At 63.1% G+C, this 17589-nt stretch carries 15 protein-coding genes; 7 read left to right on the top strand and 8 right to left on the bottom strand.

Translation table 11 applies throughout. From position 1 onward, the window contains the following. Positions 1–434 precede the first annotated feature (434 nt). From F757_RS0104740 to F757_RS0104720, 5 genes are all read left to right on the top strand, one after another. Positions 435–1217, top strand: a complete 783-nt coding sequence (locus F757_RS0104740) for a DUF3050 domain-containing protein (RefSeq protein ID WP_027210408.1) — start codon at positions 435–437, stop codon at positions 1215–1217. Between the two features lie 94 nt (positions 1218–1311). Beyond that, entirely contained in the window at positions 1312–2238 is a 927-nt protein-coding gene (locus tag F757_RS0104735) for a diiron oxygenase (RefSeq protein ID WP_084530729.1), read from the top strand. A gap of 9 nt (positions 2239–2247) precedes the next feature. Beyond that, positions 2248–5961: an amino acid adenylation domain-containing protein gene (locus tag F757_RS0104730; RefSeq protein WP_027210406.1), complete on the top strand. Its 3714-nt coding sequence runs from the start codon at positions 2248–2250 to the stop codon at positions 5959–5961. A 79-nt stretch (positions 5962–6040) separates the two neighbouring features. Continuing rightward, entirely contained in the window at positions 6041–6541 is a 501-nt protein-coding gene (locus tag F757_RS0104725; protein ID WP_027210405.1) for an SRPBCC family protein, read from the top strand. Between the two features lie 163 nt (positions 6542–6704). After that, entirely contained in the window at positions 6705–7961 is a 1257-nt protein-coding gene (locus F757_RS0104720) for an aminotransferase-like domain-containing protein (protein ID WP_027210404.1), read from the top strand. 20 nt (positions 7962–7981) lie between these two features. Here F757_RS0104720 and F757_RS36055 read toward each other — a convergent pair whose 3' ends face one another. The 4 genes from F757_RS36055 to F757_RS0104705 form a co-directional block, all read right to left on the bottom strand. After that, entirely contained in the window at positions 7982–8149 is a 168-nt protein-coding gene (locus tag F757_RS36055) for a hypothetical protein (protein WP_198021343.1), read from the bottom strand. A gap of 35 nt (positions 8150–8184) precedes the next feature. After that, positions 8185–8631 carry a PPC domain-containing DNA-binding protein gene (locus tag F757_RS0104715; protein WP_332258127.1) on the bottom strand — a complete coding sequence of 149 codons (447 nt, stop codon included), beginning with the start codon at positions 8629–8631 and terminating at the stop codon, positions 8185–8187. 32 nt (positions 8632–8663) lie between these two features. After that, positions 8664–9197 carry a PCC domain-containing protein gene (locus F757_RS32965; protein WP_051376668.1) on the bottom strand — a complete coding sequence of 178 codons (534 nt, stop codon included), beginning with the start codon at positions 9195–9197 and terminating at the stop codon, positions 8664–8666. A 147-nt stretch (positions 9198–9344) separates the two neighbouring features. Beyond that, a complete protein-coding gene (locus F757_RS0104705) occupies positions 9345–10250 on the bottom strand; it encodes a LysR family transcriptional regulator (protein WP_027210402.1) in 906 nt (301 codons plus the stop codon). Between the two features lie 253 nt (positions 10251–10503). Between F757_RS0104705 and F757_RS0104700 the strand changes: the two genes are divergently transcribed. Beyond that, entirely contained in the window at positions 10504–11676 is a 1173-nt protein-coding gene (locus tag F757_RS0104700; protein ID WP_027210401.1) for a sigma-54-dependent Fis family transcriptional regulator, read from the top strand. A gap of 190 nt (positions 11677–11866) precedes the next feature. On the opposite strand, the gene F757_RS32960 is transcribed toward F757_RS0104700, so the two are convergent. Together F757_RS32960 and F757_RS32955 are read right to left on the bottom strand one after the other, a co-directional pair. Then, the gene (locus F757_RS32960; RefSeq protein WP_051376681.1) at positions 11867–12838 is read right to left on the bottom strand and encodes an ATP-binding protein; all 972 of its coding nucleotides are present in this window, start codon (positions 12836–12838) and stop codon (positions 11867–11869) included. A 26-nt stretch (positions 12839–12864) separates the two neighbouring features. After that, positions 12865–13770, bottom strand: a complete 906-nt coding sequence (locus tag F757_RS32955) for a DMT family transporter (protein WP_035466273.1) — start codon at positions 13768–13770, stop codon at positions 12865–12867. A 158-nt stretch (positions 13771–13928) separates the two neighbouring features. On the opposite strand from F757_RS32955, the gene F757_RS0104685 reads away from it, so the two are divergent. Further along, entirely contained in the window at positions 13929–14741 is an 813-nt protein-coding gene (locus F757_RS0104685) for an AraC family transcriptional regulator (protein ID WP_198021342.1), read from the top strand. A 75-nt stretch (positions 14742–14816) separates the two neighbouring features. On the opposite strand, the gene F757_RS0104680 is transcribed toward F757_RS0104685, so the two are convergent. Both F757_RS0104680 and F757_RS0104675 read right to left on the bottom strand, forming a co-directional pair. Beyond that, entirely contained in the window at positions 14817–15806 is a 990-nt protein-coding gene (locus tag F757_RS0104680; RefSeq protein WP_027210399.1) for an aldo/keto reductase, read from the bottom strand. 141 nt (positions 15807–15947) lie between these two features. Further along, positions 15948–17525, bottom strand: coding sequence for an acyl-CoA synthetase (locus F757_RS0104675; RefSeq protein ID WP_027210398.1), 1578 nt, complete (start codon positions 17523–17525; stop codon positions 15948–15950). Positions 17526–17589 lie beyond the last annotated feature (64 nt).

Here is a 17589-nt window from a genome sequence, read left to right as displayed (position 1 = left end):
CAATCTCCCCCCCGCTCACTGTATGTCGCAAATCAATGCTGGTTGCTCGATAAATGATGCACTATGAATAAGAAACTGACTGCATAGATGGCGCACCGCGCCCCAGGCCTGACTGGCAAAGCTCAGCACCCGCAGCCCGCGATGCGCCCTCGCCGCCGGGATTATCCTCATTTTCAAGTTCAGCCGATCGCGTTAAATGCCGTGCTCCATTTTAAACGCAATATTCATACGATTAGGCGACACGTGTTTAACAGTATCTACACCTGGAATAACAACTGTCGATTTAAATACCCAGCCATTTAAAGGAAAGCCTTGTTCAACCGTGCCTGATTAACTGGCACCGAATTTGCCTTAATAGGTTCGCGACAACGGTTGGCCTCCGCGGTCGTATTTCCCTTTATCCGATACCTGAGAGACATACGAGGATGACTATCGTGAACAGCATTGAAACCCTCGAAGCGCAACTCGAAAAACAACATGCGGCGCTCGCCCACCATCCCATCTTCCATTCAATTGAAACCCGCCAGGGGCTGCGCACGTTCATGGAATGGCACGTGTTCGCTGTGTGGGATTTCATGTCGCTCGTCAAGCGGTTGCAAGCCGATCTCACCACCATCACGTTGCCCTGGCTCGCGCCCCGCAACGCGAACGCCGCACGGCTCATCAACGAGATCGTGCTTGGCGAGGAATGCGACGAGACGCCGAAGGGCCACATGAGTCACTTCGATCTGTATCTGCACGCAATGCGCGATGTCGGCGCGTCCACCGAACGCATTGACCGTATGGTGGCGCTGCTGCGCAAAGGCGCCAGTGTGCAGGCCGCATTGAGCGCGGTGCAGGCGCCCGCGCCGGTGATCCGTTTCGTCACTTCGACCTTCGCGACGTGCTACGAAGGAGCGACACATCAGGTGCTCGGCAACTTCTTCTACGGTCGCGAGAACGCGATACCCGACATGTTCCGCACGCTGCTGGCCGACTGGAAGATCGATCGCACCAGTGTGCCGTTGCTCACCTATTACCTGGACCGTCACATCGAAGTGGACTCCGGCGAACATGGTCCGGCTGCGCGCGCGATGATCGCCGAGGCAGCCGACGGGGACGAGCGCAAGCTGCGCGAAGCGCTCGAGGCCGGCATAGCCGCGATCGACGAGCGGCTTCGCCTGTGGGACGGCCTGCACGCGCATCTGATCGCGCAGAAAGACGCCGTCGCGGCCTGACTTCTCTGCGGGTCAGGCGCAGGCGCCCAAGGCAGCGGCACGACTGCCGGCGCCCGCGTCCTTCCGGTTCCAATACTCTCCTGAGGCAATGGCCATGATGTCACTCCAGAGTTATGTCAGTCACGCGGATCAATGGGAGCAGCGCGCGACCATCCGCTCGCGCCCCCGGCGCATCGTCGAAGACGACGCACTCAGTTACTACCCGGTGGAGCGCCAGCCGCTCTACGCGCACCCCACGATCGTCGATGCCGGTTCGCAGGTACAGGATTTCATCCTGCTGCAGAGCTTCTACAAGTACATCAATGACGTGATCATCTTCGAGACCGAGATCGTCAACCGCACGGCGCTCGCGATCGCGAAGGCGCGCTTTCCCTTCGAGTTTCCGTTTGCCTGCAGGAGCGACGCGATGTCGGTGGTGATCGACGAGCACTACCATGCCTACGTCGCGATGGATTATCTCGACCAGGTGGAGCGCAACACCGGCATCGCACCGATCCAGCAGAACAAGGAGATCGAACTGTCGCGGGCCATACCCCGCGCGATTGCGTATGTGCCGGCCGAATACGCCGCGGGCATGGAACTGCTCGCGGTCGCTATTTCGGAGAACACAGTAACCGCCGAAGTCGCCGCGTTTTCGCGCGACGCCACCCTGAAGCGCTCCGTGAAGGGTGTGATGGCCGACCATCTCGCCGACGAAGGCCGTCACTCGGTCTTCTGGATCAACCTGGTAAAACTTTACTGGTCGCAGATCGACGAGAACGCGCGGGTCGCGCTCGGCATCGGTCTGCCGTACTTCCTCAAGGAGTACCTGACCAACGAACTGCAACTCGAATTCGACCGCCGTCTGATCGACTCGCTGGATCTGCCTGCCGCGAGCCGGGCGCAGATCGCGAGCGACATGGTAGGGGCTTATCCGATTACGGCCAGGCATCCAATGATCGTCAACATCCGCAAGTTCCTGAAGATGGCGGGCTTGCTGGAACACGAACCCACGCGCGCGGCGATTGCCGCGTACCTGTGAGGAGCGGGCATGAGAACCCTTACTTTTGCCGTCAGCGGCAATCATCGGCTCGGCGCGAGCCTGCTCGAAGCGCTGCATGAAATCGGCCACACCGTCGTGATTGCCGATACGCAGCCAGGACCGTTGCACGAAAGCGCCGCGGCGCTGGGCGTCGCGGTGCCGGCGGCAGACCACGCAGGCCGCCCACAGGCGCTGCTCGCGCCCGACTGGCTGGTGCGCAGCGGCGGCACCGATCCGGCCGGCGAGGCGCTATTCAACACCGCTCGCGTGCTCGAACTGCGGGTCAGCGCCGCAAGCTTTCCGCCGGCGACCGTGTCGGTCGAATGGCGTTCGCCGGATGGCGCGGGCGCGGCGCGGCAAGTCGCGAGGCGTACCATCGAACTGGCGCCCTCCCCATGCGGGGCCGACATGGTCGCTGAAATCGAAGTCGCCGCGCGAGAGCTTTTCGATGAGATCGTGAGCATGCTCGGCCGCGGCATACTCGACGAAAGCGCATGTCCGCCCGCAACGGATCGTCCCGGCGAGCGCCCGCTCGATCTCGAGGCAATGGCGGGCTGGCACGCCAGCAACCGTACAGAGCAATACTTCGAACTGGAGCAGTCGCTGCCGGAGATGGTGTCGCGCACGGCGCGCGCCACACCCGATGCAATCGCACTGCACGACGAGCACGGTGTGGTCGATTACGGCACCTTCGTGGGCGCCGCAATGAAGCTCGCCCAACGGCTTTCGGCGGCCGGGCCTCGCACCGTCGGCGCGGCGACGGCGACGGCGACGGCGACGGCAGACGTTGCCGGGGACGAGCCTGCACCGCGTGTCATTGCGGTGCGGCTGCGCAAGTCGTCGTTGCTGTATGTCGCCATGCTCGGTGCGATCGGTTCGGGCGCTGCCTATTTGCCGCTCGATCCATCGTTTCCGCTCGAGCGGGTGCGCCTCATTCTCGAACAGTCGCGCGCCGACTGCCTGATCACCGACGATGCTTTCGACGACGACGTGCTAGCCGGTCTGCCGATCGACGTGGTGCGCCTCACGCAGCTCGACGCGGCCGGCATCGACATACACGCGACCGCATGGCCGGTAGAAGCCGATCAGGAGCGGGCGCGGCGCTGCGCGATCACCATCTTCACGTCTGGCTCGACGGGCGTGCCGAAGGGCGTGATGCTCACGCATCGCAACCTCGTACACTTCTGCCATTGGTACCGCGACTACATCGAACTGAACGCAGCGTCGCGCGTGCTGCAGTTCTGCACGGTCGCCTTCGACGTGTCGCTGCTGGACATTTTTCCGACCTTTCTCGCGGGCGCGACGCTCGTGATTCCCACCGAAGAACAGCGGCACGCGCTGGACGATCTGAGCCATCTGATCGCGCAGCAGCGCCTCACGCATGCGTTCCTGCCACCCGCGTTGCTGGCGGTCATGCCTTCTGCCGACTGGCCCGAGCTCAAGCATCTGCTGACCGGCGGCGACGTCTGCTTTCCCGAGACCATCGCGCGCTTCAGCGCGAAACACCAGTTCCACAACATCTTCGGTCCCGCGGAATGCACGGTGCTTGTCACGATCGCGCGACTGGGGGCAAGCGACAACAACCGCATGATCGGCCGCCCGATTGCCAACGTGCGCTGCCATGTGCTCGACGAAAGCGGACGGCCGGTGCGCACCGGCGAAGCGGGCGAACTCTGCGTGGCCGGTGCGGGCGTGGCGAACGGCTATCTACGCCGCCCGGATCTGACTCGCGAGCGGTTCGTGCCGAATCCGTATGCGGGCTTGGAGATGGACCCTGCCGCGAATGCAGCCAATGCAGCCAATGCCTGGCCGCACGCGCACGACGAAAAGCTGTACCGCACCGGCGACATCGTGCAGTGGGACAACCAGGGTGCGTTGCATTTCATTGGCCGACGCGATGCCCAGGTCAAGATTCGCGGCTTCCGGGTGGAACTGGGCGAGGTCGAAAACGCCGCGCTCGCAACGCAGTTGTACAGCCAGTGCGCATGCGTCGTCGACGATCGCAAGCGCATTCGCATCTTCGTGAGCAAGCCGCGCGACCAGCACAGCAGCGCCGATGCCCTGCGCGCCGCGCTTGCCGAAAAGCTGCCCGATTACATGCTGCCGCACGAAGCGATCGTACTCGACGCACTGCCGTCCACCGGCAACGGCAAGATCGACCGGGGCGCGCTCGCGCGGATTCCGTCGCAACGTGCTGCAGCGGCCGCTCGCGACGGCGAACCGGCGAATGCGACCGAGCGTCAGTTGCGCCAGTTGTGGGCCGCGTTACTCGATCTCGACGAAGCCGAAATCAGCCGCCATGATTCGTTCTTCGACCTGGGCGGCCATTCGCTGCTGGTGTCGAAGCTCATGCTCGCGGTGAAACGGCAAATGGCCGGGAACGCGCCGCTTGCGCGTTTCATGGAGAAGCCGACCATCGAAGCGCTCGCGTCGCTGCTGACCGATCGCGACCGCAAGAAAGGGGATCGGGTTCCGTCGCGCGTATTCGCCGACATGCGTCTGCCTGACGAGATTCGTCCACTCGAAGGCTTGCGGCCCGACCCCCTCCGCGTCCAGAACGTGCTGCTGACGGGCGCCAACGGGTTCCTCGGCAGCTTCATCGCCAATGAACTGATCGCGCACACCGACGCTACCGTGTGGTGCCTCGTCCGCGCGAACGGCGCCGACGAGGGCCGCGCCCGGCTGGATGCCGCATTCAGCGCGAACGGGCTGTCCGCTCTTGCAGGGCATCCGCGGGTAAAGGTCGTGACCGGCGATCTGGCCGAAGACCGTCTCGGATTGTCGAAAGCGGTGTGGGAGCAGTTGGCCGGACAGATCGACGCGATCTATCACAACGGCGCACACGTGAACCACGTGTATGACTACCCGTTCCTGTACCGCGCCAACGTCGCGTCGACGCTCGAACTGCTGCGCCTTGCCTGTGAGCGGCGCAACAAGTCGCTGCATTTCGTATCGACGCTCTCCGCGGCGAGCGCTGTCGACAGTCATGGCAAGGTGATAGAGGAAGGCCCGTCGCTGGACGCACCCGCGTTCGTCAATAACGGCTACAACGTGACCAAGTGGGTGTCCGAGCACCTGGTGTGGGAAGCAGCGCAACGCGGAGTCGACGCGACGATTCTGCGCCCGGGGAACATCACCGGGGTCGCTCACAGCGGCTTTTGCCTGCCTGATCGCAACCGCGTGCTGCTGCTCGTCAAGGGTTCGCTGCAACTCGGTTTCGCGCCTGCGGGCGACACCGCGTTCGACTTCACGCCGGTGGACTTCCTCGCCCGCGCAATCGTTTTGTGCAGCCTGGATCCGCAGCGCGAACAGCGCGTCTTCCACTTTCAGAATCCGCAACCGCTGACGTGGGAAGGCTACCTCGGCGCGTTGTCGCGCCTGGGCTATCCCCTGACGCTCGAAGACCCGGCGGTGTGGCGCGAGCGGCTCATGTCGATCGACGAATCCAACGCGCTCTTCGACGTGGTGGCGTTCTACCTCGACGACTCGCAGGAAGACATCGGCGATATGGCGCGAATCGAGCACAGCATGACCGCGGCGACGCTCGACCGTCTCGGCCTGCCTTATCCCGAGAAAAACGCGGCCTTGCTCAATGCGCATTTCGGCTACCTCGTGACGAGCGGCTTTTTGCATGCGCCGCCTTCTACCGCGCGGCCGGCAGCGACCGTGCGCACAGTGCGCGATGCGCGAAACGCTTCGAACGATGCTCCCCAATCGGCCTGAAGCGCTCTTTTCAACTCTTAATCCGGGTCATTGTTTGACTCTTCATCAGGCGTCACCCCAACCGTTCAAGGAGAACATCATGTTGCAAAAAGTACGCAATGAACTGCGCCCCGACACGCTGATCCGCAACCTCGACACCACCGTGCATGCGGGCGTCGCCGAGCTGAACGCGCCGGCGCGCAAGGTGTGGGAAACCGTCGGGCGCTTCGACGGCTATAACCGCTTCGTCACGGGCCTCGAACGCATTGAAATGACCGGCACCGCGACCGGCCTGCGCTCCCTGCGCAACAAGTTTTTCACCGGCGGCGATCTCGTGGTCGAGCAGCTCAACTCGCGTGACGACGAAGCCATGCAGATGACGTGGACGCTGATCTACACGACCTTCGATATCGGCAACATGTGGGCGTCGATGGAAGTCGTGCCGCGCGGCGACAACGCGTGCACCGCCACGTACCGTATCGCAGGCGAAGCGCGTTCGGGCGACCCTAAGGATCAGCCCGCGTTTGACAAGTTCGCGGTCGACTTCCTGAAGATGGCAATGGACAACCTGCGCTCGATGTTCAACCACGCAAAAGCGTGAGATAGACCCGCGGACGGCGGCGCTCAATCCGTTTGCGGAGCGGAGTTGCCTTCGTCCGCCAAGCCTGCGGCCGCGGCGAAGGCGCCTTCGCCACGGTCATCAGAACGCTTGCCGAAACCTTTCTTGCCCGCCCTACCTTACCTCCGATCTCGAGCCCGAAGCCATGGATAAACACACCCCACGAGCCGGCCGCTGGAAACTGGCCAGACGTGCGCAGCAAATGAAACATTCCGCGCTCAGGGAACTCCTCAAGGTGACTGAGCGCCCCGAGATGATCTCGTTCGCGGGCGGCCTGCCGTCGCCCGATGCGTTGCCGCTTGCGCGCGTCGCCGAAGTCGCGCAGCGCATTCTCACCGACGATGCGATCGGCACACTGCAATATGGACCCTCGGAGGGCTATACGCCATTGCGCGAGGCAATCGCCGAGCGCTTTACGCAGGGCGGCTCGCCGGTACGCGCGTCGCAAGTGCTGATCACCACAGGCTCGCAGCAGGCGCTCGACCTGGTCGCGCGCGTGCTGATCGACCCAGGTAGCCGCGTGCTCGTCGAAACGCCGACGTATCTGGGCGCCGTGCAGGCTTTCTCCCAGTACGAGCCGTGTTTTGAACAGGCGGCGAGCGACACCGGCGGCCTGGTCCCCGAGCTTCTGGTTCCGGGGCAATTGCGCGGCGCAACCCTGTTGTACACGCAACCAAATTTCCAGAATCCTACCGGACGGCGTCTGTCACTCGCGCGACGCCGGACGCTCGCGCAACTGGCCATCGAAACCGGCTTGCTGGTGGTCGAAGACGATCCCTACGGCGAGCTGGTCTACGAAGGCAGCGCCTTGCCGTCGATCCGCTCGATGGCGCCCGACGCCGTCGTCTATCTCGGGTCGTTTTCGAAGATTCTTGCGCCTGGCCTGCGTGTAGGCTACGTGATCGCGCCGGATGACCTGATGGTCAAGCTGGTACAGGCGAAGCAGGCAAGCGACCTGCACACCGCCGGACTGACGCAGCGCATCGCGCATCAGGTGTTCACGCAGGGCTTCCTGGAACCGCATCTGCAGCAGTTGCGGCTGCGCTATCGGGAGCAGTGCGCGGTCATGCTGCGCAGCCTCGCGATGCATATGCCGAGCGGCGTCACGTGGAGCCGGCCGGAAGGCGGCATGTTCCTGTGGGTCACGCTGCCCGTGCAACTCGACGCGCAGGAACTGTTCGACGACGCAATGCAGGCCGGCGTGGCCTTCGTGCCCGGCGCGGCGTTTTTTGCAACGAGACCGCAGCAGAACACGCTGCGGCTGTCTTTCACTACGGCGACACCTTCGCAGATCCAGCGCGGCATTGAAACGCTGGGGCGGATCGTGGCCGCGCGTCTGGGCGATAGCATCGGCGGCAAGCCGTTAAGCGACGAACGGCTCAGCGAAGCAACCTGGACCTGAAAACGAAAGCTGACCATGCATCACATCGCGGCTTTACGCGCAAAGAACCGCGCGGCGGCCGGCAATAGGAAGGGACGATAAGAAAGCGACAATAAAAAAGCGGCATAAAAAGCCGCCAGGAAGAAGGGCAGCCTCTCGAGCTGCCTCTCTTTCGCTCTGCAAAGGCGCTTGCGTAGCAACGCAATCACGCCTTCACCTCTACAACCACCCCTCACGTGCTCCGTCAAACATCATCCACAAGGCCCGCCGCATCCGGAATCCACTCCTGCAGCGTCACCTCGACGGTAATGAACGAGAGGTTCATTCCTCGCACAACTCTTCCAGCGAATACCTGGCTGTCGGTGCCGGAAAGAATCGCGGTGAGTTCGGAGGCCCCTGAGGGGGCGCCGTCAACCGGCACGCCTGAAACCTCGCCGAACAGCCCGACGATCTCGACGCCCGGCCCCTTCACCACTTGCGCCGACGACGCGACACCCGAGCCGCTCGCAAGATGGCCGTCGATCAGACTGCCGACCGCGCTGCGCACCACGGCCCGGCCGATTCCATACTGGCCGCACAAGCGCTCGAGCGATTCGACGATGTCCTCGTTTGGCTTCAAACGTGCAATCACGGTGCGGCCGTAGTGCCCCGCCTCGAGTCTGACCTCGGCCAACGGTGACGAAGAAGACAATGAAGACGCCGGAGACGAACTGGATAGCGGTGTCATACGGTGTCCTCCCCGCTCGGACCGAACAGCGTGTACAGCGTCTCTTCGTCCACATACTGCGTGAAGCCGCCGCGCGCGAACGCGCATAGCCGCAGCACCAGCGCTTCGCCGCCCACTTCCAGACGATCGAGAATGACGTGCCCGCCATGCAGCCGGCCGTCCCCGCCAACGAACGCGCCGTGACAATGTAGCGCCACGCTGCCGCCGCGGCTCTTGCCAATCGTCACTGCGCCGTGCAGCAACGACACTTCGCCGCTTTCGATCGTGGGACTGCCGTACACATAAGGACGCTCGCCTTCCGCGGCCCTCACGACGACGTGATATTGCAGCGCACGCGCACTGCCGCTGCAGATGCGGCCGCTCGCGCCATGAAAACCGTGGCGCTGCATCAACTCGCGCAGCACTGTGCCGGCGTTGCGTCCGCTGGGTATTTCAACGCGCAGTTCGCGCGGCTTCCGCACTACCGAAGCGAGCACCCGCGGATAAGCGGCTGCGCCCGGATGGCGGAAAGCTTCTGTCTTTGACGTCATGGGGGAGGTCAGGTGGTTTGGAAGATTCTAAATAGCAACTTCGATGCCATTTACAGGGCCGCGTCCCACAGCCAGCGCAGCAGGGCTGACAGCGTACGCGCAGTTTTCCGCCCACATGACACCTGTCGCGCGATGAGCGACAGGTGACTACACCGTCGCGTCGCGCCGCGTGCCCGCGAGTCCCATTTGCGCGGCAATATCGACGAAGCGCGCCACGCACGGATTGAGTGTATCGGGACTCCACACCAAGGCGACGTCGACATACGGCGCATGCATGAGCGGCATGAACTTGACGTTGTCCGCGTGAGTGCTGCGCATCGAGCTATGCACGAGCGCGACACCCAGCCCTTGGGCGACAAGGTTCACAATGGTCTGCTGAAAATTCGTTTCGAGCCGGATACGCGGCGTAAACCCCGAGCGACGGCAGTGCTCGACAATGGTGTTGTAGATGAAAGGCGACGCCGCATGCGGCGAGATGATGAACCATTCGTCGCGCAACTCGGAAACCGAAATTGCCGCCCGCGTGGTGAGCCGATGTCCTTCGGGCAGCACCGCGACCAGTTGCTCGCTGAAGATGGTGCGGGTCTCCAGCTCCACCGCCGAGTCCGACGGATACATGATGCCGACGTCGGCCTTGCCGCTGCGGATGTCCGCCACGAGCGTGGTGGGAATGCTCTCGCTCAGTTTCAGTTCGACACGCGGAAACGCCGATGCATAGGCGCGCGTGAGTACCGGCACGATGCTATAGGCGGCAGCGAACATGAAGCCCGCCATCAGCGTGCCTTCTTCGCCAAGGTCGGCGGCGCGCGCATGACCTCGGGCCTGATCTACAGTGGCCATCACCGTCTTTGCATCGCGATAGAAACGCTGCCCCGCCGCCGACAGCCGCACGCTGCGGCGCGTGCGATCGAACAGCACCACGCCCAGTTCGGCTTCGAGCAATGCGATCTGCCGCGACAGCGGCGGCTGCGAAATATGCAGCAAAGCGGCCGCGCGACCGAAGTGCAAGGTCTCCGCGAGTACGACGAAATAGCGTAATTGCCTGAGCTCCATGTGTAGCTGCCCCGAGTACGCGACGTATGCCAGCAGTGAATGGAAGACAGCGGAAATGCAGTGGCGGATACGGGCTGAAGATTTTCCGTGGACTTATACCGCAGCCGTATCAGTCGTCGCATCATAATGTATTGGAGACTATTAATGAATCGCACTATGCTTGGGTTCGGAGACAAACCACTGGCAGCTTTTGCGATTCGCCGGGCCACAAGCCGGGCCGATCCTGCCACCTAAATCGATAAAGAGAGATGCTATGACCGCCCACGACCCGTTGGACCGCGCCCGTGCAGACTCACCTCATTCAGCAGCGCTTCCCCTTGGCCGGCTATGCGGCAACGACGCCACGATGCTCGCGGTGCTGTCGCGCGCCCGCCTTCTCATCGACCGGCAGTTACCCATTCTGATTCTCGGCGAAACCGGCACGGGCAAGGAATATCTCGCCCGTGCGCTGCATGACTACAGCAGCCGGCGGCATGCGTCGATGGTCTCGGTAAATTGCGGCTCGATTCCCGAGAACCTGATCGAAAGCGAACTCTTCGGTTATACCCGCGGCGCTTTCTCCGGTGCACTGTCGAGCGGGATGAAGGGCAAGGTCGTGCTCGCGCATCGCGGCACGTTGTTTCTCGACGAGATCGGCGATATGCCCGCCGCGCAGCAGACCCGTCTGCTGCGCGCACTGTCTGAACGCGAAGTCACGCCGATCGGCTCCGCCGAGCCGATTGCCGTCGACCTGCAACTGATTTGCGCGACGCACCAGAACATCGAGTCGCGCGTGGAAGCCGGCACGTTTCGCGAGGACCTGTATTACCGGATCGCGGTCGGCATCATTCACCTGCCCCCAGTGCGCGAACGTCACGACCGCGCGTGGCTGCTGCAATCGATCCTCGAACGCGAAGCGCCTGGTCTCACGCTCGAGGCCAATGTCGACAGCGAAGCGCGCGAGATGCTGCTGCACTGCAACTGGCCGGGCAACCTTCGCCAGATGCGCGCTGCGATCCAGTATGCGTGCGCGGTGAAAAGCGGCGAGCTGATCCGCGCATGCGATCTTCCCGCGAACGTGCAACCGGGCAAAGGCCTCGGCATTCGTCGCGAGCCGCGTGTTTCGCTTCACGGGACCTTGCAGGCAGCGCCGCCTTCGTACGCGACACCCGATGACGTGCCCCACGCAGTCGCGGCAAACGATATGCCGTACGCGACGCGCGGTGCTCACGGGGCGCCGCACGCCGACATCGCGCGCCTGCCGGTCACTGCGCCGAGCGAGCGCGACAACATTCTGCGAGCGCTATCGGCGAGCCGCTGGAACATCTCGGCCGCATCCCGCGAGCTGGGCATTTGCCGTGCATCGCTCTATCGCAAGCTGCGGCAGTTTCGCATTCCGCATGTGCGCGACCTGGGCTGCGATATGTTGATGGCAGACCACGGTTGATGGCAGACCACGGATAGCGCGAGCGGGACATGGGGACGTCTGCGTATTGTCGTTGGTCGCAGACGTCCCGCTCTCACGCCCCCTCTCACCGCGCCTTACAGCGCCCTCACAGCCCCCACGAAAACCCATCCGGTCCCTCGCCCGTCGCCGGCGACACGCTCAGACGCGTCGCGCGCGCCTATCAGACGCATTAGACGCGTCGGCCCTTTTTCAGGGCGCCAGGAGCCCCACTCGCCGCGGACACCGCTTCCCGTTCGGTACACGCGAGACGTCCCGCGTAGTCCTGCGCGAATTGCATCGCGATGCGGCCCGAGCGCGCGCCACGCGCAAGCGCCCATTGCAACGCCGGCTGCTGCGCGGCATCGATTTGCGCCGCCGTGAAGCCGAGTGTGGTTAGCCGTTGCGCGACCACGTCGAGATATTCGTCCTGTGTGAACGCGTAGAACGTCAGCCAGATTCCGAAACGCTCGGACAGCGAAATCTTTTCTTCGACCGCATCGCCGGGATGCAGCTCACCGTTTTCCGCCACCGTGTAGCCATTGTTGTCGCTCGCATTTTCAGCCAGCAGGTGACGGCGATTCGACGTTGCGTAGATCAGCACGTTGCTCGAATGCCCGGCCACCGAACCGTCGAGCACAGTCTTGAGTCCCTTGTAGCCGGTCTCGCCGGATTCGAACGACAGGTCGTCGCAAAACACGATGAAACGCTCTGGCCGATGCCGCACGCGATCGATGATGGCGGGCAGATCGTTGAGCGATTCCTTGCCGGCTTCGATAAGCCGCAGTCCCTCCGGCGCAAAGGCATGCAGGCACGCTTTGACCAGCGACGACTTGCCGGTGCCGCGTGCGCCCGTCAGCAACACGTTGTTGGCCGGATAGCCCATCACGAACTGCCGCGTGTTCTGCCGGACTACTTCTGCCTGACGCTCGACATTGCACAGTTCGCTGAATGCGATCAAGGCGGGATCGGTGACCGCTTGCAATTGCGCGGCGCCAAACGGACCAGGGCTGCGTTGCCAGCGGAACGCGATGGCGCGGCGCCAGTCGGGTTCGTCGTTCGACGCAGTGCCGAGCGCCGCTTCCACCAGCACGGCAAGCCGGTCGAGCCGTTTGAACAGAGCGAGCGCGTGACGCTCCAGTGAATCGTCAGTATCGATATGCATGGTGAGTGCCGGTTGTTCGTGCGCGGTCATTCGCTTACCGCACCGATGGCTGGGGCCGGCCGCTTGAAGCGTTGTGCGACAAACACGCCGAGCAACGCCGTGCCGCCGCCGAGCACGTGATATGCGTGCAAGGTCTCCCCGAGCATGACGATGGCTATCAGCGCGGTGGCGATCGGCAATACGTTCATGAACAGTGAACAGCGGTTGGGACCCAGATGCTTGACGCCTTGCATCCACAAATACGGAAGCACCACGGAAGCGAGCACGCCGGCATACAGGATCAGCGGCACGCTGGCGCGGGTCGGCACCGCCTCGGCGGCCGGCAGGCGCAGCAGCAGCGGCAGCATGAACAGCAGCGCGAACAGAGCCTGCAGATAAGTGGATTGCCACGACGGCAGACCGACGTGCCAGCGTTTGAGCAGTACGCCGTAGAGCGCATAGGCGAGCGACGCGAAGATCATCAGCAGATCGCCGAGATGCACGCCGTTGGCGAGCAGCATCGAAGGACGGCCCTGCGTGATCAGATACACGACGCCGAGCAGCGACAGAATCCCGCCGCCCACCATGCCGGCGCTCGGCGCTTCGCCGAGCAGCAAGGTGCTCGCGACCATCGTCATCAGCGGCACGAGTGCGGTGATGATCGACATGTTGGTTGCCGTGGTCGTCTTTGCCGCTTCGTACGAAAGGCTTTGGAACAAGGCCATGGCGAGAAAACCGAGCAGTGCGAGCTTCGGCAATTGCGGCACGATTGCCGCGCGGTTGCGCCAGGCCGGCCTGAGCGTGAACAGGCTCATGAGCGCAACGGCCAACAGCAGCCGATAAAAGGTGATCGCAGACGGATCGATCGTGTGCGCGGACAGCTTCGACACGATCACGTTGCCGGCCCACAGCAGGATTGCCAAAAAAGGAAACAGGAAATACGATCTCTTCATAACGAGCTCTGAGTCACGATGATTGAAATTCAGTTGAAACCGGCTGCATCGGTTGAACTGAATCGTGCGCTCGCACAGAGGGTCTGTCTAACGCCAAAGAGCCTTCACCTGTCGCGAAACGGTCAAATGCGCGACTTCATGCAGGCACGCCACCACGAATGAACGCACGCACTACCCCGCCGGCCAGACGTCACCCGGACACACCTGCCGAGCCCGGCGCACATGTGCCGTTCGAAAGCACGCCCATGCCGGTCTCGGCAATGGCCGCCTGGTATCCGCATGGCACGGTGATCGCCGCGCATCGTCACCGGCGCGCCCAGTTGCTGTATGCAATCGAAGGAGTCATGCAGGTCGAATCGGCCACCGGCTCGTGGGTGGTGCCGCCCACGCGAGGCGTGTGGCTCGAACCGGAAATCGATCATTCGGTGCAGATGAGCGGGGACGTGAAAATGCGCACCGTGTTCGTCGAACCGGGCGCGGCCGCGCACTTGCCCACTCGCAGTTGCGTGGTCGAAGTGCATCCGTTGCTGCGCGAGTTGATCCTCGCGGCGATCGACGTGCCACAGGATTACCGCACGGGTTCGCGCGACGATCATCTGATGCAGTTGTTGCTGGCGGAACTCAACGCGGTGCCGTTGCTGCCGTTGTATCTGCCGTGGCCGACCGATCGTCGGCTGCGCGCGGTGTGCGACAGCCTGCTCGCCGCTCCCGACGACAATCGCACCATTTCCGCGTGGGCGGCCACACTCGATGTGTCGGAGAAAACCTTCCACCGCTGGTTCCAGCGCGAAACCGGCATCACGTTCGGCCGTTGGCGCCAGCAGGCGCGGTTGCTGCTCGCGCTAAAGCGCCTCGCCCACGGCGAGAAGATCATCGCGGTCGCCATGGATCATGGCTACACGAGCCAGAGCGCGTTCGCCGCGATGTTCAAGCGGCATTTCGGCGTGGTGCCGTCCGCTTTTTATGCCTGAGCAAGCCGCGCTGATTGCGGCGAGCCTTGCATGGACCGTCAATCCGGCACGCCGCGCTGACGGGGCCTCGGTCTTTCAGCGATCCACCATCCGCTCCATTGCCGCGGTGTAACGCGGGCCGACAGTGGCCCCGCGCGGCAACGCGTCATTCAGTTGCGCGAGCAACGAAGGCTCGACCTTTAGCGAAGCCGCTGCCAGGTTCTGCTCCAGATTTTCCACGCGTCGCGTGCCGGGGATCGGCACGATGTCGGTGCCCCGCGAGAGCGACCACACGAGCGCCAGTTGCGCGGGCGTGCAGCCTGCTTCGGCAGCAAGATCTTTCAGCACACCGGCAAGGCGCATGTTCGCGTCGAAGTTCGCCCCCTGCAGACGCGGATCGGAGGTCCGCCGGGTATCGCCTTCCGGAAAGTCTTCCGCGCGCCGCGCCGAGCCCGTCAAGAAACCGCGGCCGAGCGGCGCGAACGGCACCAGCCCGATACCCAGTTCGCGCAGACACGGCAGGATCTCTGCTTCTATGTCGCGCTCCCACAGCGAATATTCGCTTTGCAGCGCACTGACGGGGTGTACCGCATGCGCGCGCCGCAACGTGCGCGGCCCCGCTTCCGACAAACCGAAATACAGCACCTTGCCTTCCTTCACCAGATCGCCGACCGTGCCGGCCACGTCCTCGATCGGCACTTCTGGATCGACCCGATGTTGATAGAGCAGATCGATATAGTCGGTGTTCAACCGGAGCAAGCTGGCGTCGACCACCTCGCGGATATGCGCGGGCCGGCTATCGGTGCCGACGATCTTGCCGTTGTCGATGCGAAAGCCGAACTTGGTCGCAAGCTTGATGCGACGGCGCCGCCCTTCGAACGCGCGCGCGAGCAGCTTCTCGTTTTCGAAAGGACCATACACCTCGGCGGTATCGTAAAAGTCGCAGCCAAGTTCGAGTGCGCGATCCAGCGTGCGCAGCGATTGCCCCTCGTCCGCGGGACCATAGGCGAAGCTCATTCCCATGCATCCGAGACCCAGCTCGGACACTTCCAGACCCTGCGTTCCCAGCTTGCGGCGTTTCAACATATCGACTCCTCGTCAGTAAATGCGGCGTGCCTGCTTTGGCGAACCGGGGCAGCCGCTGGCGGCAACGGGCGCGCGGGCAGCACGTGCGCGTTGTTTTGCGTTGTATCGCGTGATATCGCGCTGTGTCCGTGCGATGTCGTTTCAGGCGGCCGTTTCCTGCGGCGCTGCGAGCATCAGCTTGATATCCTTCTTGACGATTTTTCCGTACGCGGACTTGGGCAACGCTTCCCAGAACACGCAGCGCCTCGGCCACTTGTAGCGTGCAAGATGCGGTTCGAGATGCGCGAGCAGTGCTTCTTCCTCGAGCGCCCAGCCTTCGCGCAGCACGACCACCGCCACGCCAATTTCGCCCCACTTCGCATCGGGCATGCCGACCACCGCCACTTCCTGCACGGCCTTGTGAGTCAGGATGGCCTCTTCGACCTCGCGTGGATAGACGTTCGAGCCGCCGGAGATGTACATGTCCGACGAACGTCCGGTGATGTACAGGAAGCCTTCTTCGTCGAGATGGCCCAGATCTCCGGTGTGGAACCAGCCATATCTGAAAGCTTTCGCGTTCGCCTCCGGATTGTTGTAGTAGCCGATGAACACCGCCGGTCCGCGCACGCAGATTTCCCCGCTTGCGCCAGCCGACAGCCGATGCCCCTCGTCGTCGAGAATGCCTATCTCCATGCCGGTGCGCGCATAGCCGCAGGTGCCCACGCGAGCGTCGGCGCTGTCGTCGTCCGCGCGATGCAGCGACGCCGGCAGCACAGTGATATTTCCCGTTACCTCGCCAAGTCCGTAGTACTGAACCAGCACGTTGCCAAGCGTACGCAGCGCGTGTTTCTGGTCCTCGCGATACATTGGCGCGCCCGCATAGATCACGTACTTCAACGAACTGTGGTCGTAGCGGCTCACCGATTCATGCTCCGTCAGCATCTTGACGATGGTGGGGACCGTGAACATGTTGTCGACCTGGTACTTCTCGACAAGTGCCCATGCTTCTTCTGGATCCAGCTTCTCGGATGCCGGCAACACGCTGGCCGCCGCGCGCGCGACGTTGACCATCGCGTGAATCCCAGCGCCGTGCGACAGCGGCGCGACCACCAGCGAGCGCGACTCGTGCGTGAGCCCCGGCATCAGATCGGCAATATGGCTGGTCAGCACAAAGGCCATCTGCCCATGCGTGAGCACACCCGCTTTGGGCCGCCCGGTCGTGCCGGATGTATAGAAAAACCATAGCGGATCGTCGCGATCCACATCCACAGCGGCGAACGGCGGCGCGTTCATCTGCCGCGCGAGCATCTCGTAGTCGAGTTCGCCCACGCGGGGTTTGCCGATCGCGACGACGTGCTTGAGCTCCGTTGAAGCCGCATGCACTGCATCGACATGTGCGTCGAAACCGGCTTCGTAGATCATGACCTTCGCGCCGCTCGATTCGCCGAGATAGGCCGCCTCCGTAGCGGTGATCCGGCAATTGGTCGGCACCCACACCGCGCCGAGCTTGAACGCGACCCACGCACTCTCGAACAACGCGATGTTGTTGCGCGAATGAACGAGGATCCGGTCGCCCTTGCCCACACCAAGACGGCTCAGACCATGCGCGACCGAATCGACGCGCGTATTGATTTCGTGCCAACTCATGCTGCGCCCGGCGTGGATAAAGCCGGGCTGATCGGCGTGGCGTCGGGCTGCATCAGTGAGCAGATTCCCGAGATTCATGACGGTGGTTAGCATACGCAAGTGCTTTGAAGAAAAAGAAGGGACGCGGCGCGCATTGCATCGTTCGCGCGGGGCCTGG

The sequence above is a fragment of the Burkholderia sp. WSM2232 genome, assembly GCF_000472545.1.
In the GTDB taxonomy this organism is placed as follows: domain Bacteria; phylum Pseudomonadota; class Gammaproteobacteria; order Burkholderiales; family Burkholderiaceae; genus Paraburkholderia.
Note: the sequence above shows the minus strand (reverse complement) of the source record. Positions and strands in the feature narration are given on the sequence as shown.